The organism is Citrobacter sp. RHBSTW-00986 (genome assembly GCF_013783065.1).
Taxonomy (GTDB): domain Bacteria; phylum Pseudomonadota; class Gammaproteobacteria; order Enterobacterales; family Enterobacteriaceae; genus Citrobacter; species Citrobacter braakii.
Genome location: NZ_CP056200.1, coordinates 2,820,257 through 2,842,528, shown reverse-complemented (window position 1 = coordinate 2,842,528; position 22,272 = coordinate 2,820,257). Strand labels below are relative to the sequence as shown.

Here is a 22,272-nt window from a genome sequence, read left to right as displayed (position 1 = left end):
TGTGATACGATAAAATGTAAAGTTGTGTCTTTCTGGTGACTTAGCACCTATGGATGCTTGAAAATAGCCATAAGACCCATACGATATGGGTAATCGCATAGTGCGTTTTGTTAAATTGAGGTTAAAAGAAAATTATGATGCGAATCGCGCTCTTCCTGCTGACGAACCTGGCTGTGATGGTCGTTTTCGGGCTGGTATTGAGCCTGACAGGGATTCAGTCAAGCAGCGTTCAAGGCTTGTTGATCATGGCACTGCTGTTTGGTTTTGGTGGTTCCTTCATTTCGCTGCTGATGTCCAAATGGATGGCGTTAAAATCCGTTGGTGGGGAAGTGATCGAACAGCCTCGCAATGAAAGAGAACGCTGGCTGATGAATACGGTAGCGAATCAGGCTCGCCAGGCTGGGATCGCTATGCCGCAGGTTGCAATCTACCATGCGCCAGATATTAACGCGTTTGCCACCGGTGCGCGCCGGGATGCTTCGCTGGTGGCTGTGAGTACAGGCCTGTTGCAAAACATGAGCCCGGACGAAGCCGAAGCCGTTATCGCGCATGAAATCAGCCACATTGCCAATGGCGATATGGTTACCATGACGCTCATTCAGGGTGTGGTGAACACCTTCGTTATCTTTATCTCACGTATTCTGGCGCAAATTGCCGCTGGCTTTATGGGCGGAAACCGCGATGAGGGTGAGGGCAGTAACGGCAACCCATTGATCTACTTCGCAGTGGCGACGGTGCTGGAACTGGTGTTTGGTATTCTGGCGAGCATTATTACCATGTGGTTCTCACGTCATCGTGAATTCCATGCGGATGCCGGTTCAGCAAAACTGGTGGGGCGTGAGAAAATGATCGCCGCGCTGCAGCGTCTGAAAACCAGCTATGAGCCGCAGGAAGCGACCAGCATGATGGCGTTCTGCATCAACGGTAAATCCAAGTCGTTGAGTGAGCTGTTTATGACTCACCCGCCGTTGGATAAACGTATTGAAGCGCTGCGCAGCGGAGAGTATTTGAGGTAAGTTAATGACTGTCACGGGGCACTCGTTGCTCCGTGACTCATAAAACATAATGGCTATTTAAAGCTATCGATTAAAGCCTCGCCCAGACTATTCTGTCCCAGTTCAGCTTTACCTCTCATTCCGTCATTTTTCTCTGCCGGGAACGAAAATATTCCTTGTCGCTTTATCTCTGGTAAAAACATTAGAGCCCCGCTGGCTGCCAAAAAAAACAGTGCCAGGCATTTGATGAAACCCAGTGGTAGACGGGCTATCATTGACAGCCCGTCTGGTAGGAAAAAACTAAATCAGAACTGGTAGTTTAATGATACCCAATAGTTACGGCCCGGGTTTACGTATCCGGTAGTGGATTGTGCAGTCTGGTAGTAATCTCCTGCGTAGGTGCTATTACGGCCCACCTGGTAAAGCTTAACCTCGCTAAAGTCTTTATCCAGCACGTTATTGACCGCCGTATTCAGCGTCAGATCTTTGGTCAGCTTATAAGACATCCCCATGTCGAGAACGGTCCAGGCTTTTAAATCAGCGCCTTTATCGTCATAGACGGCCTTTTGTACTGCGCTGAGGTTGTTGTAATTTTCGGTAAAGCGTGGGGCTTTACCGCGATAACGTGCGCTCAGCCAGGCATTCATATCTTCCGTTGCCTGCCAGTTCAGGCGAGCGTTAGCCATATGTTTTGGCGTGTAGCTTAACGGTGCGCCTTTATTGTCACCATCTTTTTGCTTGCTCTGGGTGTAGGTGTAGTTGAGGGATAAAGTCAGCACATCCGACCACAGAGGGAAGGTGCTGGCAAATTCAACGCCATCGGTCCTTGCCTTGCCGCTGTTGGTATAGCTGTTGGTATTATCATCGATAGAATACGAGACAATTTTATTTTTGTATTCTGTATAGAAGCCGGTAATGTTGGCGTTCAGTCCGGTGTCGTTCTCGTAATACAGCCCGGTTTCGTAGCTGATACTTTCCTCAGGTTTTAGGTCCGGATTACCGACCGTATTCACGGTTCCTTGCGCGGTTACGCCGCTGATCCCGTTATGTAACTGGCTCAGTGATGGCGCTTTATAACCTGTCGTCACGCCGCCTTTGAGCGTCCATTCGTCGGATACGTCCCAAACTATATACGCGCGTGGGCTGAGATGACCGCCAAAGACATCGTTATGCTCGTAGCGTGTCCCTGCGGTTAAGGCCAACGAGTCGAGAATATGCCATTCATCTTCTACATAGGCTGCCCACGTTTTTTGATGGAACGTTTCGCCGGTATTGGCCAGCACCACACCGTCTTTCATCCGCGCATCCCAATATTCCCCGCCGAGGGTTAAGAGGTGCGAATCACCTAATGGCGTCAGCAGTACTGAGTCCAGAATGACGTTGGAGTTCTTCAGTTCACGTGCGCCACCGGCCCGGCCTGCGTTCTCTGGCGTGAGTGCGGAGGAGACCAGTTGTCGTCCTTTGTTCTCAGTTTCATTCCAGCCGAGGGAGGATTTCCATGTGCCGAACGTTAAGGCGGTATCGTGGCCGAGGGTGACTTTGTTACGCTCATAGCGCAGCGTTTTATCGTAACCCCCCGTCAGGTTACCCAACTGACCGTCATCGTTATCATAGCGCTGTCTGGCGGAGTCGAGATCTAACCATAGCGTATTGCTTTCATTCGTCTTCCAGTCGAGTCGCGTGCCGATATTATAGTTTTCTGACTCGGTAGGATAAGGTACGCGTGTGGAGGAGGTATCGCTCAGGGAGGTAACGCTGGAACCCTGACGTTGGGTGGTGCTACCCCGAACCTGCATATCCAGGACGCCAGCGATTAACGGGCCGCTAGACCAGAAGTTGGCGACCGTGCTGTTACCCCATTTATTACTCTCTTGCAGGTTAACGCCGGTATTGATGGAGGTGCTCCATTTATCGGTGCTTTTTTTGGTGATGATATTCACCACGCCACCGATTGCGTCGGAGCCATAAAGCGTCGACATCGGGCCGCGGATCACCTCAATATGATCGATTGCCGCCAGTGGAGGCATAAAGCTGGTATTCATAGCTGAGAAGCCGTTTGGCGTCACATCGCTGCTGCCGTTTTGACGAATACCGTCAATCAGGATCAGAGTATAACTGGCGGGCATGCCACGAATGCTGATCTCCAGGCCACCGGTTTTACCGGTGCTGCTTTCAACATCCACCCCTTCAACAGAACGCAGGGCTTCACCTAAATCATTATATTTATTGGTTTGTAACTCTTGCTGTGAAATAACGGAGACGCTGGCGGCAGCGTTGGTGATTTTCTTTTCGTAACCAGAAGCGGTTACCACCATAACATCTTCAGCGAAGGCCAGGGGGCTGGAAAATCCTAGACAGGACAGAACAACAGAAGCAACAGGTTTTAAGCGCATAGTCAAACTTCCTTTGTTAAAAATTCAAAGGAAGTAAGATAATTGATGGGAATGATAATAAAAATAATTATCATTATATGTTTACATAACTTATCACTTCTGCTGTTTTTCTTGAATAAATATACATAAATTGTCATTAGTTTTAGCTAAGTAAATAGCGGAAATGACCAATAATTAGTATTTGTAATCATTAGGTTGTAATTAATTTGCCATTAATTGAATGGCTAACATTTAATCTATTTTCTGTGATTCGGAGGGTACTCAATTAGGAGTATCAGAAAAAAGTATGATAATTTCAGAAAATCGTCATACTTTTCTGCGCCGCATCATTTTTTTCGTCATTTCAGTCCGCCATAATCCCTTCCCCAGGAGACCGTTTAACGGCATTGAATCGTTGAGCGGCATAAAAATAACGCAAATCTGGATAACATAATGATTAAAGGCAAGCTGGCACTGCTTACGTGCGCATTGACTCTCGCATTAACCTCACCACTTCTCGCCGCGCAAAATGTGAGCGAGGGGCAGACGTTGAAGCTGGCAATTGGACCTGAGCCAACGGAAGGATTTGACCCGATGCTGGGCTGGAGTCATGGCAGCTATTTGCTTTTGCATGCACCATTATTAAAACAAAACGCAGATATGAGCTGGGGTAACCTGCTGACGGAAAAAGTTGAAACCAGCGCTGACGGCAAAACCTGGACGTTGACGTTAAAACCCGACCTTAAATTCTCCGATGGTTCCCCGCTAACCGCTGAAGATGTGGTGTTCACCTATAATAAAGCCGCAAAGAGCGGCGGCAAAATCGACATGGGTAACTTTACTCATGCCAGCCTAAAAGATAACCGCACGGTAGAAATTACGCTGCGCAGCCCGCAGAGCACCTTTGTGAACGTGCTGGGCTCTTTGGGTATTGTTCCGGAAAAACGGTATGACGAAAAAACATTCGCCAAAAATCCGATTGGCGCGGGCCCTTATCGGTTGGTGAGTTTTCAGCCGGGGCAACAGCTGATCGTGGAGGCGAACCCCTGGTATGCCGGTAAGAAAAATGATTTCAGTAAGCTGGTGTTTGTCTTCCTTGATGAAGATAACGCTTATGCCGCAGCGCGCAGTGGTCAACTGGGACTCGTGCGTATCGCGCCTTCGATGGCGGTTGCGCCTCAACAGCAGAATTTGAAGCTTTGGGTACGCGACAGCGTGGAAAATCGTGGCATTGTGTTCCCGATGGTTCCAGCGGGTAAAAAAGACGCCAATGGTTATCCGATCGGTAACGATATTACGGCTGATATCGCCATCAGACGCGCCATCAACTACGCCATCGATCGTAAACAACTTGCCGATCAGGTCATGGAAGGTCATGCGATTCCGGCGTATAGCGCGGTTCAGGGCCTGCCATGGCAGGGACAGTCAGTTGCGTTCAAAGATGGCGACAGCGAAAAAGCACGGATGATTCTGGAAGAAGCCGGCTGGAAGGTGGGGAAAGATGGCGTACGTGTGAAAGACGGTAAAGAGGCTCGCCTGACTCTGTGGTACGCCAGCGGTGACAGTACGCGCCGGGATTTAGCCGAGGCCGTACGTGCGATGCTGGAGCCCGTGGGTATTCAGGTCTCGCTGCAATCCGGAAGCTGGGAAACCGTTGAGCGGCATATGCATGCGAATCCGACGCTGTTTGGCTGGGGAAGCCTGGATCCGATGGAGCTTTTCCATCACTACAGCAATCAGGCCGCGGGCGTGGAATACTACAATCCAGGCTATTACAGCAATCCCGTCGTTGAACAACATCTTAAACAGGCCATTGATGCTCCGGACTGGCAAAAAGCGTTGCCTTTCTGGCAACAGGTGGAGTGGGATGGCAAGCAAGGGGCTGGGGTGCAGGGCGATGCTGCCTGGGCATGGCTGCTGAACATTCAGCACACTTATCTGGCAAATCCGTGTATTGACTTAGGCAAAGGCGCGCCGGAGATCCACGGTAGCTGGTCCCTGCTCAATAATCTGGATGAATGGACCTGGACCTGCCGTTGATGAAGTCTGTTGTAGGCCATTTTCTACGGCTGATAGTGTTATTAGTGCTGGTTGCGGCTGGCACTTTTATGCTGCTCAGCTTTTCTCCTGTCGATCCGATTCGCGCCTATATCGGCAACGATCTCCTGCACGTGCCGCCGGAACAATATGCGCGTATCGCTGCTCGCTGGGGATTAGACCAGCCGTTATGGGAGCGTTTTGGTCACTGGTTTATACGTGTATTGCAGGGCGATCTCGGCTACTCAATGTTGTTTAATGCACCGGTTGCCAGCGTAATCAAGGAGCGCTTTGCGACTTCGTTTGCCTTGCTTGGCGGCGCGTGGCTGCTCTCCGGCATACTGGGAACGGCAATGGGGTTTGTCGCGGGTCGTTATCTGAATCGCTGGCCGGATAAAGCAATCTGTCGACTCAGCTATCTGCTTTCGTCGTTGCCGACCTTCTGGATTGGCATGCTGCTGCTGGCGTTATTTGCCGTGCGCTGGCCGGTATTTCCGGTCTGCTGCGCGTGGGAGCCGGGCAACAGTGGTGATATGGCCACGCTGGCTGAGCGTCTGCGCCATTTAGTGCTGCCCGTTTGCGCGCTAAGTTTATTGGGACTTGGCCAAATTACACTTCATACGCGGGAAAGTATCGCCAGCGTGATGAAAAGCGATTTTGTCCGTTTTGCGCGTTCTCAGGGAGATAAAGGCTGGTCGCTGTTGCGTCATCAGGTTCTGCGCCACGCTATCACGCCCGCGCTGTGCCTGCAGTTCGCCTCGCTGGGAGAACTGCTGGGCGGCGCACTGCTAGCGGAAAAAGTTTTTGCTTATCCGGGACTGGGACAGGCCACTATTGATGCCGGATTACGCGGCGATCTGCCGTTACTGATGGGAATTGTGTTGTTCAGTACCGTGTTAGTGTTCATTGGCAACTCGCTGTCTACCTGGCTTGTCCATGTGTTGAACCGTGCTCTGGAGCGACCTGATGCTCTATAATCCGACGCCGACGCTGATTCGTCTTCTGCTCTCTTTTAGCTGCCTGCTAGGCATTGCGGTGTATGGCGCAGCGACGCTGGATAACCCATTGAGCGTTAATCTGCTTGCCCGTCATTTACCGCCTGATGCGCTGTATTGGTTTGGCACCGATAACCTCGGTCGCGATCTGTGGATTCGTTGCTTTCAGGGCGCGTTAACCAGTCTGCAAATTGGTATTGGCGCGGCGTTGTGCAGCGGCTTCATCGCATTAATGATGGCGGCGGTTTCACGTATACATCCGCGTCTGGATGTACTAATGCGTCTGATTACCGATGCCATGCTGTCAATGCCGCATTTGCTGTTGCTCATATTGATCTGTTTCACGCTGGGCGGCGGAAAAAATGGGGTGATTATGGCGGTTGCGTTGACCCACTGGCCGCGGCTGGCGCTAATCCTGCGTGCCGAAGCGCAGCGCGTGGCCCACAGTGACTATCTGACGTTAACCTGGCGTCTGGGACACGGACATTTTTACTGCTGGCGGCATCACTATCTCCCGGCATTGTTACCCCAGTGGTTAACGGGAACCTTGCTGATGTTTCCCCACGCGGTGTTGCACAGCGCGGCGTTGAGCTTCCTCGGTTTTGGGCTGGCGCCGCATGAACCATCGCTGGGCCTGTTGCTGGCTGATGCGCTGAGGTTTATCAGTCATGGCGACTGGTGGTTAGTGCTGTTTCCCGGGCTGATGCTATTCAGTCTGGTTATGTTATTCGATCAGCTCGCAAGGGCAGTGCATCGTTTATGGTTACGAGGTGACGCATGTTGAGTTTAAGACAGGTCTCGCTGGACGTGGCGCGTTATCGCTGGTATGGCGCGAGAAACTGGTCTTCGCTGTTGCAGGATATCTCTTTCGACGTAGCGCCAGGTCAGATGGTGGCGTTAGTTGGGGGAAGTGGGGAAGGTAAAAGCCTGTTGCTGCAATGTCTGCTTGATCTCTTACCGGACAATTTGCGTTTCAACGGCTCCATCACCCTGGAGGGGAAAACGCTGGAAAGTGATGATATTCGCAAATGTCGTGGTAATACTTTCAGCTATGTCCCGCAAGGTGTTCAGGCGCTTAACCCGCTGCTCTCGATTGAAAAGCATCTGCGCAGGGCAAGTCAGCTCTCCGGCCAGGCCTGGAATGCCGGAAAAATTGAACGATTGCTCCAGCGTAGCCAACTAGAAAGTCGCGTATTAGATGCCTTCCCACGCCAGCTTTCGGGGGGGATGGCGAAACGTGTTCTGGCCTGTCACGCGTCGCTGAGCCAGGCTCGCTATATTCTGGCTGATGAAATTACCGCCTGGCTTGATGCACCGCTGGCTAATCAACTGCTTGAACAGCTACGTGAGCAATGTGAGCAAGGGGCTGGCGTTTTATGGGTAACGCACGACCTCACGCTGGCCGCTCGCCACGCGGACCGCATTGTCGCGCTGCACCAGGGAAGGGTGTCGGATAACGTCAGCCGGGAACAGCTGTTACGCGGAGAGATCAGCGAGCATCTGCAACGCCAATGGCGGGCCCTGCCTGAAAGAAATCAACTTTTTGGAGAGCGCGATGCTGTGCTGTCGTGAAGTGACGATTTGTCAGGGAGGAAAGGTGCTATGGCAAAATCTGACCTTCTCTCTGCGCCCCGGAGAACGCATTGGGGTTTGCGCACCCAGCGGAACCGGCAAAACAACGTTGGGGCGCGTACTGGCGGGCTGGCAAAAACCGACCTCGGGTGACATTCTGGTTGATGGCCAACCGCTGCCAATGCACCAGTATTGCCCGGTGCAACTGGTGCCACAGCATCCGGAATTAACCTTTAACCCCCGGCGCAGCACCGGCGATGCGGTTTATGATGCCTGGCGACCTGATGCTGAACTGCTTACCCGTCTTCACATCAACCCTGAGTGGTTAACCCGCCGTCCCGGACAGCTTTCTGGCGGTGAACTGGCGCGAATTGCTTTACTTCGCGCGCTGGATCCGCGGACATGTTTTCTTATTGCCGATGAAATTACCGCCCAGCTCGATCCTTCCATTCAAAAAGATATCTGGGTATTGCTGCTTGAAGAGTGCCAGCGTCGGCCATTAGGTATGCTCATTATCAGCCATCAGCAGGCTCTGCTTGATCAGATCTGCTCCAGAAAACTCATTGAAGCGTGAGGCAATAACGTGCAGTAATGTCTATTGATTAAATTGTTACGTTATATTATAACAATTCACTCGCAAACGATTTGAGGGTGAAATTTTGGCTATTCGTTTTAACAAACTGACAATCGCTCTGGGGATGCTTTTAGTCAGTGGGCAGGTTTTGGCGCATGGTCATCATTCCCATGGTGCGCCGATGAGTGAAGTAGAACAAAAGGCGTCGGAAGGGGTATTTGATGATAACCAGGTGCAGAACCGGGCGCTGTCCGACTGGGATGGCATGTGGCAATCTGTCTATCCGTATCTGGTTAGTGGCGAACTTGATCCGGTTTTCAAAAAGAAAGCGGAGAAAGATAAAAGCAAAACGGCAGAACAAATTAAAGCTTATTACCGTACAGGCTATGCAACCAATGTAGACACCATCGGCATCGAAGATGGCGTGATGGAATTTCACACCGGTAATCAGGTCGCATCGTGCAAATACGATTATGCCGGGTATAAAATCTTGCACTATAAATCAGGCAAGAAAGGTGTACGGTATCTGTTTGAGTGTAAAGCCGCTGACAGCAAAGCGCCTAAATACGTGCAATTCAGCGATCATATTATCGCGCCGCGTAAATCGAGCCACTTCCATATCTTTATGGGAAATACCTCGCAGGCCGCCTTGCTTGAGGAGATGGAAAACTGGCCTACCTACTACCCTTATCAGCTGAAGGGCGAAGAAGTAGTGGATGAGATGCTGCACCATTAATCTGGGCTAACCTTATCTGTACACACCCGCCACCAGTGGCGGGTTTTTTTAATTAATAACCTGCTCTTTCCATCACCTGTCGCATTCGTTAGCATATTGTATCGCAGCAAGTGCATGTGTTTTTTAAGGAAGAGGTTAACGTGTTCGCAGAGTATGGAGTTCTGAATTACTGGACGTATCTGGTGGGGGCTATTTTTATCGTGCTGGTACCGGGGCCAAATACGATATTTGTGCTGAAAAACAGCGTCGGTAGGGGAGTAAAGGGGGGTTATCTCGCCGCCAGCGGTGTGTTTATTGGTGATGCCGTGTTGATGTTTTTGGCCTATGCCGGTGTTGCTGCATTGATTAAAACAACGCCCGTTTTGTTCAATATCGTTCGTTATCTTGGCGCTTTCTATTTACTGTATCTTGGCGCGAAGATCCTGTATGCAACACTGAAATCGAAAGCAAGCGACGCCGCGCCTGAGGAAGTCCCGTTTGGCGCTATTTTTAAGCGCGCATTAATCCTGAGCCTGACCAATCCCAAAGCTATTCTGTTTTATGTGTCGTTCTTCGTGCAGTTTATTGATGTCAATGCGCCGCACTCAGGGCTGTCATTCTTTATTCTGGCTATTACGCTTGAGATAGTGAGCTTTTTCTATTTGAGCTTCCTTATTTTCTCCGGCGCGTTTGTGACGCAATATATCCGTACGAAGAAGAAACTGGCCAAAGTGGGTAATTCCCTTATCGGCCTGATTTTCGTTGGTTTTGCCGCCCGTCTGGCCACGCTTCAATCGTGATGCCATCGGCCCGCTGATTGCGGCGGGCCTTTAATATTGCGCTCTGCTTTTCATTTATAATCGTAGGGTTGTAACCAATAAATGGTATTTTAAATATATATTTTGAGGCGTACCCTGTGTACAGCAGCGGTTCAATATGACTCGCTGGTTGTCGACTGGAAAAGGGAAGAAAAATGCTTCAAATTCCACAGAATCATATCCATACACGCTCTACGCCATTCTGGAACAAAGAAACGGCGCCTGCCGGAATTTTCGAACGCCACCTTGATAAAGGGACCCGTGCCGGGGTTTATCCTCGACTTTCGGTTATGCAGGGGGCGGTCAAATATCTCGGATACGCAGACGAACACAGTCCGGAGCCAGTAGAGGTGATGATTATTGAAGCCGGTCAGTTTGGCGTTTTTCCACCGGAAAAATGGCATAACATCGAAGTGATGACCGACGACACTTACTTTAATATCGATTTTTTCGTTGCCCCGGAAGTTCTGATGGAGAGTGCAAATCAACGAAAAGTCGTGCGCACCGGCAAGGAGTAAATCATGGGTAAAGCAACCTATACCGTAACCGTGACCAATAACAGCAACGGTGTTTCTGTTGATTATGAAACAGAGGCGCCAATGACATTACTGGTGCCGGATGTGGCAGCTGAAGTGGTCAAAGATCTGGTCAATACCGTGCGTTCGTACGATACCGAAAATGAGCACGAAGTCTGCGGGTGGTAGGCATTAGTCACTGCTACTGATTGAATATATTAGTTTTTAATCTAAAAACCGCACTGCGCTTTGACGGCGCTGTGCGTTTTTTTTATGGGCGGAACAGGGAAATATTCAGAAAGGATTCCTTAAGAATACCTTAAGAGATTCGCATTGATTGCTAATAGTTGATCATTCACAGGGGTTATGATCGCGAACCAGATATAAAACAGAACATCGCGCTTATGAAACTCAATACCCGACTTACATTACCCACAATCATTCTCGGATTAGCCATCGTGGCGATCCCGTTCGCCGCGAACTGGCATCTCCCGCTACTCAACGGTACTGTCGTCAGCTGGATTGAAAATGGCCAGGCGCTATGGCTGCTGTTTGGTGCCATATTTACACTCAGCTACATCAGGCCCTTATCACGTCCCGAAGGCGAGAAGCAATTTTGGCTTTGGGCGGCAGCGTGGTGGCTGGTATTACTGGGCCGAAGCACAAGTTGGGGCCGCGATTATTTTCCTGAGCATCCTAAACTCCTGTTCCGGGCTATCTCAGTGGTATTGATTGCCATGATTATTCTGCCAGTGCTGATTTCGAAGCGCTTACGCCAGGATATTGCCCGTCGCTTTCGCAATGAACCGCTACCTCTGTGGCTGTTAGCGATCACCACCTGTGCATTTTTGATCTCCGATACGGTAGAGCATCATCGTCTGCTGGCTCCCATCTTTCTGCACAATGCTCAGTATGGCGATCTGATTGAAGAACTGTACGAACTACCGTTTATGGCGGGATTGTTTCTGATGAATCTCGGCTTTATGCGGCGGGATAAGCAGGAGGAAGCTGCATCCATCCGCTTCAGTGAACCACAGCTGGCGAAGTCATGAGATAAGGCCTGAGTCTGGAAAGCCAGACTCAGGCGATGATGGCGGTGACTTACGCAATAGCCTCACACAGACGTGACTTCATATCGCTATACGTTTGTGCGGCATATTTTTCTGCCCAACCCTGATCGGTAATGTGCTCAATATTTACGGCGCAATATTTGGTTTCCGGCGTTTTCGAAATAGGATCGAGATTGTCCTGGGTTAACTCGTTACACGCGCCAATCCACCATTGATAGGTCATATAGACCGTTCCGGCATTGATGCGCTCGGAGACATCCGCACGGCTGATGACCTTACCGCGGCGCGAGCTGACCCATACCAGATCGCGATGACGAATACCCAATTTTTCAGCATCATGGGTATTGATTTGCACATACCCAGGCTCGTCTGCCAGTGCTTGCAACGCTGCGCAGTTGCCGGTCATCGAACGGCAGGAGTAGTGCCCAACCTCACGCACGGTACACAGCACCAGCGGATATTGTTCATCAGGAACTTCTGCAGGCGCTCGCCACGGTGCGGCAAACAGTTTGCCTTTGCCATTGGCGGTATCAAACTGGCTGTGCGCGTAAAGGTAGGGCGTACCAGGACTATCGAGATCGGGACATGGCCACTGAACATGACCCATCTCACCCATTTTCTCATAGGTCACGCCGTAGAACAGTGGACACAGCTCGCGCATCTCATCCCAGATTTGCTGGTTATTTTGATACTGCATTGGATAGCCCATTTCGCTGGCCAGCAGGCTGATAATCTCCCAGTCACGCTTTACATCACCAGTGGGTTCAATCGCTTTCTCAAAACGCTGGAAACCGCGATCGGCGCAGGTAAAGACGCCACCGTGTTCGCCCCATGAGGTGGCTGGCAAGAGGACATCGGCCATTTCCGCCGTCTTGGTCATGAAGATATCCTGCACGACGATAAAATCGAGCGCGTTAAATCCTTCGCGGACCAGACCCAAATCGGCCTCGGTTTGCAGCGGATCTTCTCCCATGATGTAGTAGGCTTTGATTTTGCCTTCGATAGCCAGATGCGGAACTTCGGTGATGCGGGTTCCAACCTTGTCATCCATCTGATTAACGTCAATACCCCATGCGGCGGCAAATTTCTCCCTGACGGCGAAATCGGTTACGTCCTGATACCCTGGAAACTGGTTAGGCAGCACCCCCATATCGCACGCGCCCTGCACGTTATTTTGCCCGCGCACCGGGCCAACACCGACGTTAGGGCGTCCCAGATTTCCGGTCAGCAAGGCCAGGCTCGACAAACCACGAACCACGTCAACGGCCTGACCAAACTGGGTGACGCCCATCCCCCACATCACGGTGGCCGATGGCGCCGCAGCAAATGTACGCATCGCCTGACGAACCTGCTGTGCGGGAACACCGGTTAAATGTTCAACGTCTTCAGGCGCATACTCCTTAACGGTTTCCCAGTATGTTTCCAGTCCTTCCGCATGCTTTTGTACATACTCGCGATCGTAGAGTTGCTCCTCGATGAGAACATGGCCAAACGCGTTGACCAGCGCCATATTGCAACCGTTTTTCAACTGCAAATGTTGGTCAGCGATACGGGCAGTTTCAATACGGCGTGGGTCGCAGACAATGATTTTTGCGCCGTTCTGGCGAGCTTTAATTACCCGGCGGGCCACAATTGGGTGTGAATCGGCACAGTTATAACCAAAGATCAGCAGGCATTTTGAGTTTTCAATGTCGCTGATGGAATTGCTCATGGCGCCATTGCCTAACGTCTCCTGTAACCCGGCCACGGAAGGGCCGTGACAGACGCGGGCACAGCAATCGACATTGTTGGTATGGAGCACGCCACGTGCGAATTTTTGCATCACGTAGTTGGTCTCATTCCCAGTTCCACGGGAAGATCCGGTGGTCATGATGGCACGAGGGCCATAGGTATTTTTGATTTCAGTTAAGCGTTTTGCGGTGTAACGAATGGCTTCATCCCAGCTAACGGGAGTGAGTTTTCCACCTTTTTCATAACGGATCATCGGGCGGGTCAGACGGGGAGTCAGAAGGCGAGTGTCGTTAAGAAAGTCCCAACCATAATAGCCTTTCAGGCATAACTGATTTTGGTTCGTTACACCCTCTGCGGCCTCAGCGCGGATGATTTTGTTATTCTCAACAACAAGCTTGAGCTTGCACCCGGCCCCACAGTATGGGCATACACTGGTGATTTTTTTCATCAATAACAGACCTGTTAAATGCTGAAATAGCGCGAATTGTAGACGCAGTCACGCGATACGCATCGCGGACTACGATGTGTCGTAGTGACGGGCTGTTTAAGCATAAAGTGTGCCAGAAGTGAAAACCCAGCAATAGCAGGGGCTGACGGCCAAAGCGTTAAGCAGAATGACTGACGATTCGACATTAATGACGAGGCGCGACAAAATTAGTCTGCCGGTCAGCGGTGTAACCTTATGAAACATCGGAAAAAGATGAAAAACAGAAGTGATAGCGATCACAAATTTTAATTTTTCAGCGCTATGCTATGCTTTTATACGACGAGTGAATCGTTAATTTAAAAACATAAGTGAGGGAAATTATGGGCATTATTTCATGGGTGGTTTTCGGTCTTATTGCTGGGATTTTGGCAAAATGGATTATGCCGGGTAAAGATGGCGGCGGATTCTTTATGACCATTATCTTAGGGGTTGTCGGTGCGGTAGTGGGTGGCTGGATCAGCACCTTCTTTGGTTTTGGTAAAGTCGATGGTTTCAACTTCGGTAGTTTCGCCGTGGCGGTGATCGGTGCGATTGTGGTGTTGTTTATCTACAGAAAAATCAAAAGCTAAGTAAACATACAGACAATAGAGGCCACTAATATGTGGCCTTTTTCTTAGGTCACCACCAGCCGAATTCTGTTCCCAGAACGACGATGATAGCCACGCCAATCATAATAAGCGTTGTTTTTTTCATCGTTATGCTCCCGGCGCAGCGTAGCCGCCAATAAAAAACCAGGATAAGAAAACGACAGCGGAAATGAAAATGATTACGGGGAAAATAATACCGAGTCGCATACGATTATCTGCCAGAGTTATTTAAAGACGGGTTAGCATAGCAGGGCTTAATGTACGACAAAAGTGGTTTTATCCTGACGCTTTTTATCCTTGTACATTGCGCTGTCTGCGAGGTGAAGCGCGCAGTTTACATCAGTCTCCAACGGATTAATTTCCACCACGCCCAGACTGGCGCTAGGATAAAATAGATGAATGTCACCCAGGTGGTAGTCACCGCAAATTTGCTGTTGTAGCTGAATTTTCACCTGCTGCAGGCGGTCCCGCGGATCCCTGTCATCTTCCGGTGACAGGCTCACGACTAAAAATTCGTCACCACCCAGTCGCCCAAGGATATCATTGTCACCGCATTCGCGAAGCAGACGCTGACCAATCTGGATCAGAAACTGGTCGCCAACCTCGTGGCCAAAGCGGTCATTGATCAATTTGAAATCATCCAAATCAATATAGGCAAAAATAATCTTCTGCCTGAGATGTCGGGCAAGGGAAAAAAGAGTCTCAACATTTTCAAAAATGGCGCGCCGATTCGGTAATCCGGTCAGGGCATCGGTGTAGGAGTGAGCAATCAGCGCGGCATTCGCTTCGCGTAACTGAGCAACCAGCGACTCTTTTTGAATTGACTGGGCGATCAGGCCCGCAAACAAATGTAACACCTGTTCGCCACGTTGGCTTAATGCGTGCTGGTGGCGACTGGTGGCGCAGAGCGTACCGTAAAACGTTCCGTCGGGAAGATGAACCGGCGTGCTCAGGAAAGTGGTTATCTCCAGCGCGCGGGCGGCGGTACACTCCGGCCAGCGAGCGGGGACGTTGTCGCTGTACAGACAGTTTTCGTCTATGGCGCGTTTGCATAGCGTCTCATCCCAGGGTACGGACAGCCCTTCAGGGATCTGCATCTGCTTGCTATTGCGCGCATACAAAATATGCTGCAGGCGGGCATCTAAATCGACCTTAGTTAAATAGGTGGATTCCATCTCAGTCACCACTTCCAGCATCTCCAGAAGTTGCCGAACCAGGCTCTCAACTGACTGCTCCGTGGCTAAGGATTGTGAGACTCTGGCAAGGATCATGTCCGACATGAGGTGTAAATGCTCCTGAGTAATGACTGGGCTAACGTGGCCCGCATGATAGAACATCAAGATGAAAGATGAAACACGCCATCCCGCTCAAAATTTAAACATTAAATTGAAAGCTGGCAGTAAAACATGGAGATAGATGGAAAGTCGGGGTAACCTGCCGGGATAAGGTTTTTAACAGGAGTCGATATGAAACTGGCGTCTATAATTTTGCCCGGCTTGTTGGTGCTAGCGGGATGTACCACTCAGCCCGAAGCCCCCAAACCGCCGAAGATTGGTCTGGCGAATCCGGCATCGGTATATTGCGAACAAAAGGGCGGCTCGCTGATTGCGGTGCAGACCCCGCAAGGCGTAAGGTCGGACTGCAAATTACCGGGCGGGGAAGTGATTGATGAATGGGCGCTCTGGCGCAGAGATCATCCGACAACGGGCAAATGAAATCCGGTTAGCATTGACGTATCCATTCAGCCAGTACCAGCGCGTGGTTTTGCTGGGTGTTTTTCGCCGCATACAGTAGCGTTAAGGTTTGCTGTCGGGCAATCTCTGCGAGACGCTTTCCTTCCTGCTGCTGTAGGGCGAGTTCAGCGCGATATTGCTCGGAAAAGTGTGTGAAATCAATCAATTCTGCGTGGAACGCCTTGCGTAAATCAGATGACGGCGTAAGCGCTTTATTCCATTCGTTAAAAATAAGGTCGGTCTTTTTTACCCCGCGAGGCCACAACCTGTCGACCAGTACGCGATAACCATCATTTTTTTCTGCTGGGTCATATACGCGTTTACATTGAATTTTCATCTTTTCATCCGCTCCATTAATCCACTGCTTTGATATATTTCGACACCTTTATTACGGTTAAATAAGATCGTAAAACGTGACAATTGTAACATTCTGCCCGTCCTGACTCCCAATTTAAGGGATTGTGATACCAACAAAAAATCGGTAGGCTGAGGCTCCTTATATTGTCCCTCATTGTCTGGACATAAGGAAAGCTTAATGGAAATTTCCCCGTTTAAAGATACGCTTCGCATTGCGCTGGTGGGTGATTACAGCCCTGATATTGTGGCGCATCAGGCCATTCCTCTTGCTATCGATGATGCCGCTGCCGTCCTGGAATTAGTGGCTGATTATGACTGGCTAACCACCTCTGATATTAGCAGCAGTGAAGATCTGATTGGCTATGATGCTATTTGGGTCGTTCCTGGCAGTCCATATCGGCACCTGGAAGGCGCACTGATCGCGATACGCTACGCGCGTGAAAACAGCATCCCATTCCTCGGGACCTGTGGCGGTTTTCAACATGCGATTCTGGAGTATGCCCGCAACGTGCTGGGCTGGAGTGATGCTGCCCATGCGGAAACGGATACCACGGGGCGGATGGTCATCGCACCGTTGACCTGCTCGCTGGTAGAAAAAACGGATGATATTGAACTGAGGGCCAATACGCTGATTGCCAAAGCCTACGGACGGGGTGTTATCTCCGAGGGGTATCACTGCAACTATGGCGTATCGGAAGATTTTGCCGCCGAGCTTGAGAGCGGTGATCTTCGTGTGACTGGCTGGGATGAGGCGGGTGATATCCGTGCCATTGAGCTGGTGACGCATCCTTTTTTTGTCGGCACACTCTTTCAGCATGAACGTGGAGCGCTGGCGGGAAAACCCGTGCCGTTAGTTCAGGCAATGCTGCGCGCTGCGCGAGGATAAAAAAACGGGCAGGTTGTACCCAAACCTGCCCGCTGCATTATGCGCTTGCGATCTCCCGATTACGCCCTGCGCACAGACCAAACACTGCCATCAGTATCGCTAACACGGCGACCCCAGCTAATGGAATCAGCCAGCTACCATTGAGGTCGTGAATCTTACCCATCAGCGGTGGCCCACAGGCGGCCAGTAAATACCCGACGGATTGTGCCATGCCGGACAGGGCCGCGGCCTGATGCGCTGAGCTTGCGCGCAGGCCAATAAAGGTCAAACCAAGGATCATCGTGGCGCCTGAGCCAAAGCCAAACAGTATGGTCCACAGCAAAGCCTGCCCGGGCATTACCGCGAATCCCGCTGCGCCGATGGCGCACATTAACGAAACCAGTGCGGCGATGGCGCGCTGATCCTTAAATCTGTTCAGGACGAGAGGGATCAATAACCCCGGCGCGGCGGTTGCCAGTTGCAGTAAACCATGCAACGAACCGGCCTGCGCTTCGCTGTAGCCGTGGCTGATTAAAATGGCGGGTAGCCAGCCAATGATCACGTAGTAGATAAGTGAATTGATCCCGAGAAACAGCGTCACCTGCCAGGCAAGGCTCGAACGCCAGATCGCGCGGGAATGCAAAGCGCGCGAGTTGCTCAAACTGGCATTGGCTGTCTGGCGACATTGGGGTAACCAGATAATCAGCGCCAGCAGCGGAAAGACCATCAGTACCATCAGCGCACCGCGCCAGCCAAACCCGTTCAGCGCCAGCGGAACCACAATAGCTGAACCCAGTGCCGCCGCTGCGCCCATAGTCAGCGAGTATGCGCCAGTGAGTTTTGCCACATGCTGAGCAAAATCACGCTTAATCAGCCCAGGTAACAGCACATTTCCCAGCGCGATTCCGCAACCAATGATAGCGGTGCCGCTAAACAGGAAACCTGGCGTGGGCAGAGAACGTATCGCAATACCAGCGCAAATCAGTAGCATTGCGGCAAACAGGCTGCGTTCGATACCCCAACGGCGTGCAACGGCGGCGGCCAGAGGCGATACCAGTGCGAAGGCCAGCAGCGGCAGGGTGGTCAGAAGTCCCGTCTGGGCGGTACTCAGGCCGTAGTCGGTGCGAATTGCATCCAGCAGCGGGGCGGCTCCGGTAAAGGTGACGCGCAGCGTGGTGGCAATCATCAGGATCCCCGCGATCAGCCAGGCTGCGTTTTTGCCGCGGGAGGAAGGCATATTTGTCATTTTTTTCTCATATCGTCAGGCGAGGCGATACTTTAGCGTTTTTACTCAATGGATGAATCAAGCTAAAATGACAGTTTATCGCTAAAAACGGACATTTTTATGTTAGGACTGAGACTGGATGGGTATGAGCCCGACCTTTACCACGATGCGGCGGTGGCGTTTTGTATTCAGGCCCGGGAAGATGAACTCTTCAGTCCGCTGCATCAGCACCGTAAGGGGCAGTTGATTCTGGCCTTGCATGGCGCGATCACCTGTGAGGTTGAAAATGCTATGTGGATGGTGCCTCCACAATATGCGGTATGGATCCCCGGTGAAATTCCACACAGCAATCACGTTACCGTTGGGGCGCAACTGTGCTTTTTGTTTATTGAGCCGCAGGCAGTAGTGATGCCTGAACGCTGCTGCACCCTGAAAATCGCCCCATTATGTCGGGAGCTCATTCTGGCGCTGGCGTCCAAAACGGATGATCAACGGCTGGAGCCGTCTACCCAGCGGCTGACACAAGTGCTATTTGATGAACTCCCGCAGCAGCCGCAGGAGCAAATGCAGTTGCCGGTTTCCGATCACCCGAAAATCCGCAGAATGGTCGCGACGATGGCGCGGGAGCCCGCGCAGTGGCAGACGCTGGGACAGTGGGCCAGCGTATTTGCGATGAGTGAGCGGAACCTCGCCCGTCTGGTCGTTAAAGAAACGGGGTTGAGTTTTCGCCGCTGGCGTCACCAGCTTCAATTGATTCTGGCGTTGCAGGCGCTGATAGATGGTCATAACGTGCAACAGGTTGCGCAAATGCTCGGTTACGATTCGACCACGGCATTTATCACCATGTTCAAAAAAGGCCTGGGACAGACGCCAGGCCGTTATCTGGCTGGACTGGCTACTGCTTCCCAACAATCAATGACACCAGACCTGCCGCAATGAGCGGTCCCACCGGCACACCGCGAAATAGCGCCACGCCCAGTACCGTACCCACCAGTAAACCGGCCACAAGCTGAGGCTGGCTGCCCATGAGCGTGACACCGCGCCCGCCAAGCCAGGAGACGAATACCCCGATGGCAATAGCGACCAGTGATTTCCAGTTCACAAAGGAGTGGATGAGCGTGGAGGGGGGGAGCGTTCCGCTGGCGATCGGCGCCATGACGCCAATGGTTAGAATTATAATCCCGACGGTCAGGCCCTGTTTTTCTATCCATGGAAAGAAAGTATTCAGAGGGGTAACACGAACAATGATCAGCACCAGAATTGAAACAGCGACAGTGGTGTTGTGGCTGACAAAGCCCAGAGCTGCCAGTCCGAGCAGGATCAGCAGAGTGACATCAAACATCGTAGTTTCCTTGCCAAAAGAAAAAATAAGCCTGCTTACTGTACGCGTAAACGCGTGACGGAACAGGCTTTTTTTAATGATTATGATTTTTTTTGGGCTAATGCACGATGCTACGTTTTTACACCTGACTCGGACGGCTATGGTACGCGGCGGAACGGGAGTAATTCCGGTTGCGCGATACGCAGGTAATCTGCGGTATCCATGATCACGGATTTTTCCAGCACTCCGGCATTGAACGCAATTACATTAAAACGCTCAAACAATAGCGGATCGGCGACCAGCTTAAGTTTTGGATGGAAGCTAAACGGTGGGATAGCGCCAAATACGCAACCTGTTAGTGCATCGACTTCCGCCGGGCTGGCAAGTGATGCTCTTAACCCGCCGATATGACTGGCTAACAGGCTCAGGTCGGCCTGCTGATCGGCAGAAAGAATCGCCAGGACATGCTGATTAACGCCGTTGCCTTTGACCTTACAAACCAGCGCTTTTGCTCCCTGGCCCAGTGCGGTACCGCGAATTTCAGAAACCGCTTCACATTTGCCGACCGCTTCATGGCTTACCACGCGATACGTCGCGCCTTGTTCTGACAACAGCGAAATTAAACGCTGATGCGTTGCGTTACCTTTGTTCACTTCCGTCATGACTTACTCCTGGTACAACAATGAAAATCCTGTCAGAAAAATGATTACGCATCCGCGCGTTTTTTCTGTTTGTTCAGGTAGAGCTGTGCATCGGATGCTTTGTAGGCATCATCAATGGTGTCGTTTGGCTGCATATTATAAATCCCTGCGGAGAAGCTGATTGCTCTATCTTGCGCAATAATTTGTAAGTTATAGCGAATCCTCTCCAGCAGACGAGGCGTTAATTCAGCGGGGTAATCGATGAGGATAATGCAAAACTCATCCCCACCGAGGCGGATGGCATAGTCGTTTTTGCGAATCGAGGTTTGAATGGCTCTAGCCAGAATGGTGATAATTCGATCGCCTTCCTTATGCCCCAGCGTATCATTAATGACTTTTAGTTTATCGCAATCAATGGCGATAAAGGTCACAAGGGTGCCCGCGTTTACCAACTGCTGTAAACGCTGTTCGAGCGTCGGCGTTAAAATTTTGCGGTTGTAGAGCCCGGTCATCGCGTCACTGATATTTTCACGCGTGACGTTGTGATACAGCCGAAAATGCGTTCTGACCATATTCAGCAACAGTATTGTCGCCAGCAGATAGAAGGCGAATACTTTCCAGGAGGAGACAATAAAGTACATAAAATCAAGCGATAAGGTGATGCGTATACCGCCGGGCATGTCCTCCTGGTAGTGAACATAGCTAAACAGGTTGTTCTCACTTTGGTGAACGAGTATCTCTTTACCTGAGTTGATGTCCGAAAGCGTCACGTTAAGATAGCGCCAGACGAGAGGGCGGTCGCTGGTATAGAAAATATTCTTTAAATTCTCTTTGTTAATATCCACCATCACCACGCCTTTTAACTTACCGGCATAGTAGACCGGTGTTAAAAAGCTCATCACTTTTTTCTCGGTCAGGTTATCTTCATAAATACGGGAGATTACCGTGCGGCCAGTGAAAATACCGTCAATATCATTCTGGTTGATACCCAGGTTTCCTTTTTGCAAAAACGACCAGTTGTGTATCGCAAATTTCCGCGAATCGACCAGATCAAAGAAATAGACGTAGTTATTTTTGAGATCGACGTAATATCGAAATTTATACTCCTGCATACCTAAACCATGACCGTAATCTTTCTGCTCACGATTAACGTTTACCGCCCGGTCAAAAGAGGGCAGTAGAAATATGTCTTCAAGTTTCTCGCTACATTTTGTAGTGGGGGTTTGCAACTTACCGTGTAATGGTAGGTAGTTATGCTGGGTGAGGTTGAGCCCATGAGTGCCGTTAACGCTGTCGAAAGCGTTGCAAAGTGCTTTTTGTTGCTCGATAGAAGCGGGTACCTGGGGGGATGAGAATGTGCGCATCAGATGGGCTGCAATACTTTGATTAGTATACTTATCATAGAGAAACGATGAGTCGGCTTTCTCATTGATATAGCGCATGTACGCATTCATTGCTTTATCGCTGGCAATGAGCTCATAAACCAAAAAAGAAAATGTCAAAACAACTACGCTGACGGAGATAAAGAGCCTGAGCGCTTTATGATGCAATTGCATAATGATGTACAGCCCTGTAAGTCTGATACTTCAGTCTATCACACGGCATTCATCCGCTCTAACGCTACTGGGAAGGGCATTTTGTAATAAAAATCATTCGCGTGCT

General features: G+C 50.7%; 24 protein-coding genes and 1 pseudogene. 15 read left to right on the top strand and 10 right to left on the bottom strand.

Features of this window, described 5'->3' with window-relative positions; genetic code table 11:
* The first annotated feature begins 134 nt into the window (after nt 1-134).
* A complete protein-coding gene (htpX, locus tag HV345_RS13955; protein ID WP_181635702.1) occupies nt 135-1,016 on the top strand; it encodes a protease HtpX in 882 nt (293 codons plus the stop codon).
* Between the two features lie 284 nt (nt 1,017-1,300).
* On the opposite strand, the gene HV345_RS13950 is transcribed toward htpX, so the two are convergent.
* The gene (locus tag HV345_RS13950; RefSeq protein ID WP_181635701.1) at nt 1,301-3,388 is read right to left on the bottom strand and encodes a TonB-dependent receptor; all 2,088 of its coding nucleotides are present in this window, start codon (nt 3,386-3,388) and stop codon (nt 1,301-1,303) included.
* Nucleotides 3,389-3,820: 432 nt separating this feature from the next.
* Between HV345_RS13950 and HV345_RS13945 the strand changes: the two genes are divergently transcribed.
* From HV345_RS13945 to HV345_RS13900, 10 genes are all read left to right on the top strand, one after another.
* A complete protein-coding gene (locus HV345_RS13945; protein ID WP_016152787.1) occupies nt 3,821-5,407 on the top strand; it encodes an ABC transporter substrate-binding protein in 1,587 nt (528 codons plus the stop codon).
* Entirely contained in the window at nt 5,407-6,381 is a 975-nt protein-coding gene (locus HV345_RS13940; RefSeq protein ID WP_016156289.1) for an ABC transporter permease, read from the top strand. The genes HV345_RS13945 and HV345_RS13940 overlap by 1 nt, the downstream gene beginning before the upstream one ends.
* Nucleotides 6,371-7,183 (top strand): ABC transporter permease, encoded by an 813-nt coding sequence (locus HV345_RS13935; protein ID WP_019076597.1) that lies wholly within the window; start codon nt 6,371-6,373, stop codon nt 7,181-7,183. The genes HV345_RS13940 and HV345_RS13935 overlap by 11 nt, the downstream gene beginning before the upstream one ends.
* Complete coding sequence (locus tag HV345_RS13930) at nt 7,177-7,971, top strand: ATP-binding cassette domain-containing protein (protein ID WP_131352107.1); 795 nt, start codon at nt 7,177-7,179, stop codon at nt 7,969-7,971. Before HV345_RS13935 ends, HV345_RS13930 begins: the two co-directional genes overlap by 7 nt.
* On the top strand, nt 7,955-8,545 hold the full coding sequence (locus HV345_RS13925; protein WP_181635700.1) for an ATP-binding cassette domain-containing protein: 591 nt from the start codon (nt 7,955-7,957) through the stop codon (nt 8,543-8,545). The genes HV345_RS13930 and HV345_RS13925 overlap by 17 nt, the downstream gene beginning before the upstream one ends.
* 124 nt (nt 8,546-8,669) lie before the next feature.
* Entirely contained in the window at nt 8,670-9,281 is a 612-nt protein-coding gene (gene zinT, locus HV345_RS13920; protein ID WP_230851707.1) for a metal-binding protein ZinT, read from the top strand.
* 140 nt (nt 9,282-9,421) lie between these two features.
* Nucleotides 9,422-10,060 carry a leucine efflux protein LeuE gene (leuE, locus tag HV345_RS13915; protein WP_016152793.1) on the top strand — a complete coding sequence of 213 codons (639 nt, stop codon included), beginning with the start codon at nt 9,422-9,424 and terminating at the stop codon, nt 10,058-10,060.
* Nucleotides 10,061-10,233: 173 nt separating this feature from the next.
* On the top strand, nt 10,234-10,596 hold the full coding sequence (gene yeaR / locus HV345_RS13910; protein WP_005120376.1) for a DUF1971 domain-containing protein YeaR: 363 nt from the start codon (nt 10,234-10,236) through the stop codon (nt 10,594-10,596).
* Between the two features lie 3 nt (nt 10,597-10,599).
* Entirely contained in the window at nt 10,600-10,782 is a 183-nt protein-coding gene (locus HV345_RS13905; protein WP_003832433.1) for a DUF1869 domain-containing protein, read from the top strand.
* Between the two features lie 215 nt (nt 10,783-10,997).
* Nucleotides 10,998-11,645 carry a hypothetical protein gene (locus HV345_RS13900; protein WP_016156293.1) on the top strand — a complete coding sequence of 216 codons (648 nt, stop codon included), beginning with the start codon at nt 10,998-11,000 and terminating at the stop codon, nt 11,643-11,645.
* A 49-nt stretch (nt 11,646-11,694) separates the two neighbouring features.
* On the opposite strand, the gene fdhF is transcribed toward HV345_RS13900, so the two are convergent.
* Complete coding sequence (gene fdhF / locus HV345_RS13895) at nt 11,695-13,842, bottom strand: formate dehydrogenase subunit alpha (protein ID WP_181635699.1); 2,148 nt, start codon at nt 13,840-13,842, stop codon at nt 11,695-11,697.
* 359 nt (nt 13,843-14,201) lie between these two features.
* Here fdhF and HV345_RS13890 point away from each other — a divergent pair, with 359 nt between their 5' ends.
* Nucleotides 14,202-14,450 carry a GlsB/YeaQ/YmgE family stress response membrane protein gene (locus HV345_RS13890; protein ID WP_016152796.1) on the top strand — a complete coding sequence of 83 codons (249 nt, stop codon included), beginning with the start codon at nt 14,202-14,204 and terminating at the stop codon, nt 14,448-14,450.
* A gap of 49 nt (nt 14,451-14,499) precedes the next feature.
* Here the strand turns inward: HV345_RS13890 and yoaJ are convergent, their stop codons facing one another.
* From yoaJ to HV345_RS13875, 3 genes are read right to left on the bottom strand one after another with little or no spacing between them, the layout of a single operon-like run.
* The gene (gene yoaJ / locus HV345_RS13885) at nt 14,500-14,574 is read right to left on the bottom strand and encodes a protein YoaJ (protein ID WP_101700011.1); all 75 of its coding nucleotides are present in this window, start codon (nt 14,572-14,574) and stop codon (nt 14,500-14,502) included.
* 2 nt (nt 14,575-14,576) lie between these two features.
* Nucleotides 14,577-14,675, bottom strand: a complete 99-nt coding sequence (locus HV345_RS13880; protein WP_032941789.1) for a YoaK family small membrane protein — start codon at nt 14,673-14,675, stop codon at nt 14,577-14,579.
* A gap of 47 nt (nt 14,676-14,722) precedes the next feature.
* The gene (locus HV345_RS13875; RefSeq protein WP_181635698.1) at nt 14,723-15,748 is read right to left on the bottom strand and encodes a sensor domain-containing diguanylate cyclase; all 1,026 of its coding nucleotides are present in this window, start codon (nt 15,746-15,748) and stop codon (nt 14,723-14,725) included.
* Between the two features lie 186 nt (nt 15,749-15,934).
* Here HV345_RS13875 and HV345_RS13870 point away from each other — a divergent pair, with 186 nt between their 5' ends.
* Complete coding sequence (locus HV345_RS13870; RefSeq protein ID WP_016152798.1) at nt 15,935-16,183, top strand: DUF333 domain-containing protein; 249 nt, start codon at nt 15,935-15,937, stop codon at nt 16,181-16,183.
* A 7-nt stretch (nt 16,184-16,190) separates the two neighbouring features.
* On the opposite strand, the gene HV345_RS13865 is transcribed toward HV345_RS13870, so the two are convergent.
* Nucleotides 16,191-16,538, bottom strand: coding sequence for a DUF488 domain-containing protein (locus HV345_RS13865; RefSeq protein WP_016152799.1), 348 nt, complete (start codon nt 16,536-16,538; stop codon nt 16,191-16,193).
* 198 nt (nt 16,539-16,736) lie between these two features.
* Here HV345_RS13865 and HV345_RS13860 point away from each other — a divergent pair, with 198 nt between their 5' ends.
* A complete protein-coding gene (locus HV345_RS13860) occupies nt 16,737-17,444 on the top strand; it encodes a CTP synthase (protein WP_016156299.1) in 708 nt (235 codons plus the stop codon).
* A 37-nt stretch (nt 17,445-17,481) separates the two neighbouring features.
* On the opposite strand, the gene HV345_RS13855 is transcribed toward HV345_RS13860, so the two are convergent.
* Nucleotides 17,482-18,669, bottom strand: coding sequence for a CynX/NimT family MFS transporter (locus tag HV345_RS13855; protein ID WP_094761887.1), 1,188 nt, complete (start codon nt 18,667-18,669; stop codon nt 17,482-17,484).
* A gap of 99 nt (nt 18,670-18,768) precedes the next feature.
* Between HV345_RS13855 and HV345_RS13850 the strand changes: the two are divergent.
* Nucleotides 18,769-19,567, top strand: a pseudogene (locus tag HV345_RS13850) (helix-turn-helix transcriptional regulator).
* Here HV345_RS13850 and HV345_RS13845 read toward each other — a convergent pair.
* The 3 genes from HV345_RS13845 to dgcJ form a co-directional block, all read right to left on the bottom strand.
* Nucleotides 19,544-19,990 carry a DUF441 domain-containing protein gene (locus tag HV345_RS13845; RefSeq protein WP_016152803.1) on the bottom strand — a complete coding sequence of 149 codons (447 nt, stop codon included), beginning with the start codon at nt 19,988-19,990 and terminating at the stop codon, nt 19,544-19,546. The pseudogene HV345_RS13850 and the gene HV345_RS13845 sit on opposite strands and share 24 nt — an antisense overlap.
* A gap of 137 nt (nt 19,991-20,127) precedes the next feature.
* Complete coding sequence (locus HV345_RS13840; protein ID WP_181635697.1) at nt 20,128-20,631, bottom strand: YbaK/prolyl-tRNA synthetase associated domain-containing protein; 504 nt, start codon at nt 20,629-20,631, stop codon at nt 20,128-20,130.
* Between the two features lie 44 nt (nt 20,632-20,675).
* The gene (gene dgcJ, locus HV345_RS13835) at nt 20,676-22,166 is read right to left on the bottom strand and encodes a diguanylate cyclase DgcJ (RefSeq protein ID WP_181635696.1); all 1,491 of its coding nucleotides are present in this window, start codon (nt 22,164-22,166) and stop codon (nt 20,676-20,678) included.
* Nucleotides 22,167-22,272 lie beyond the last annotated feature (106 nt).

What these genes read in the sequence shown, in the direction of transcription:
- htpX (WP_181635702.1), top strand. Translation starts at nt 135, where the DNA reads ATGATGCGAATCGCGCTCTTCCTGCTGACGAACCTGGCTGTGATGGTC.
- HV345_RS13950 (WP_181635701.1), bottom strand. Translation starts at nt 3,388, where the DNA reads ATGCGCTTAAAACCTGTTGCTTCTGTTGTTCTGTCCTGTCTAGGATTT.
- HV345_RS13945 (WP_016152787.1), top strand. Translation starts at nt 3,821, where the DNA reads ATGATTAAAGGCAAGCTGGCACTGCTTACGTGCGCATTGACTCTCGCA.
- HV345_RS13940 (WP_016156289.1), top strand. Translation starts at nt 5,407, where the DNA reads ATGAAGTCTGTTGTAGGCCATTTTCTACGGCTGATAGTGTTATTAGTG.
- HV345_RS13935 (WP_019076597.1), top strand. Translation starts at nt 6,371, where the DNA reads ATGCTCTATAATCCGACGCCGACGCTGATTCGTCTTCTGCTCTCTTTT.
- HV345_RS13930 (WP_131352107.1), top strand. Translation starts at nt 7,177, where the DNA reads ATGTTGAGTTTAAGACAGGTCTCGCTGGACGTGGCGCGTTATCGCTGG.
- HV345_RS13925 (WP_181635700.1), top strand. Translation starts at nt 7,955, where the DNA reads ATGCTGTGCTGTCGTGAAGTGACGATTTGTCAGGGAGGAAAGGTGCTA.
- zinT (WP_230851707.1), top strand. Translation starts at nt 8,670, where the DNA reads ATGCTTTTAGTCAGTGGGCAGGTTTTGGCGCATGGTCATCATTCCCAT.
- yeaR (WP_005120376.1), top strand. Translation starts at nt 10,234, where the DNA reads ATGCTTCAAATTCCACAGAATCATATCCATACACGCTCTACGCCATTC.
- HV345_RS13905 (WP_003832433.1), top strand. Translation starts at nt 10,600, where the DNA reads ATGGGTAAAGCAACCTATACCGTAACCGTGACCAATAACAGCAACGGT.
- HV345_RS13900 (WP_016156293.1), top strand. Translation starts at nt 10,998, where the DNA reads ATGAAACTCAATACCCGACTTACATTACCCACAATCATTCTCGGATTA.
- fdhF (WP_181635699.1), bottom strand. Translation starts at nt 13,842, where the DNA reads ATGAAAAAAATCACCAGTGTATGCCCATACTGTGGGGCCGGGTGCAAG.
- HV345_RS13890 (WP_016152796.1), top strand. Translation starts at nt 14,202, where the DNA reads ATGGGCATTATTTCATGGGTGGTTTTCGGTCTTATTGCTGGGATTTTG.
- HV345_RS13880 (WP_032941789.1), bottom strand. Translation starts at nt 14,675, where the DNA reads ATGCGACTCGGTATTATTTTCCCCGTAATCATTTTCATTTCCGCTGTC.
- HV345_RS13875 (WP_181635698.1), bottom strand. Translation starts at nt 15,748, where the DNA reads ATGTCGGACATGATCCTTGCCAGAGTCTCACAATCCTTAGCCACGGAG.
- HV345_RS13870 (WP_016152798.1), top strand. Translation starts at nt 15,935, where the DNA reads ATGAAACTGGCGTCTATAATTTTGCCCGGCTTGTTGGTGCTAGCGGGA.
- HV345_RS13865 (WP_016152799.1), bottom strand. Translation starts at nt 16,538, where the DNA reads ATGAAAATTCAATGTAAACGCGTATATGACCCAGCAGAAAAAAATGAT.
- HV345_RS13860 (WP_016156299.1), top strand. Translation starts at nt 16,737, where the DNA reads ATGGAAATTTCCCCGTTTAAAGATACGCTTCGCATTGCGCTGGTGGGT.
- HV345_RS13855 (WP_094761887.1), bottom strand. Translation starts at nt 18,669, where the DNA reads ATGACAAATATGCCTTCCTCCCGCGGCAAAAACGCAGCCTGGCTGATC.
- HV345_RS13845 (WP_016152803.1), bottom strand. Translation starts at nt 19,990, where the DNA reads ATGTTTGATGTCACTCTGCTGATCCTGCTCGGACTGGCAGCTCTGGGC.
- HV345_RS13840 (WP_181635697.1), bottom strand. Translation starts at nt 20,631, where the DNA reads ATGACGGAAGTGAACAAAGGTAACGCAACGCATCAGCGTTTAATTTCG.
- dgcJ (WP_181635696.1), bottom strand. Translation starts at nt 22,166, where the DNA reads ATGCAATTGCATCATAAAGCGCTCAGGCTCTTTATCTCCGTCAGCGTA.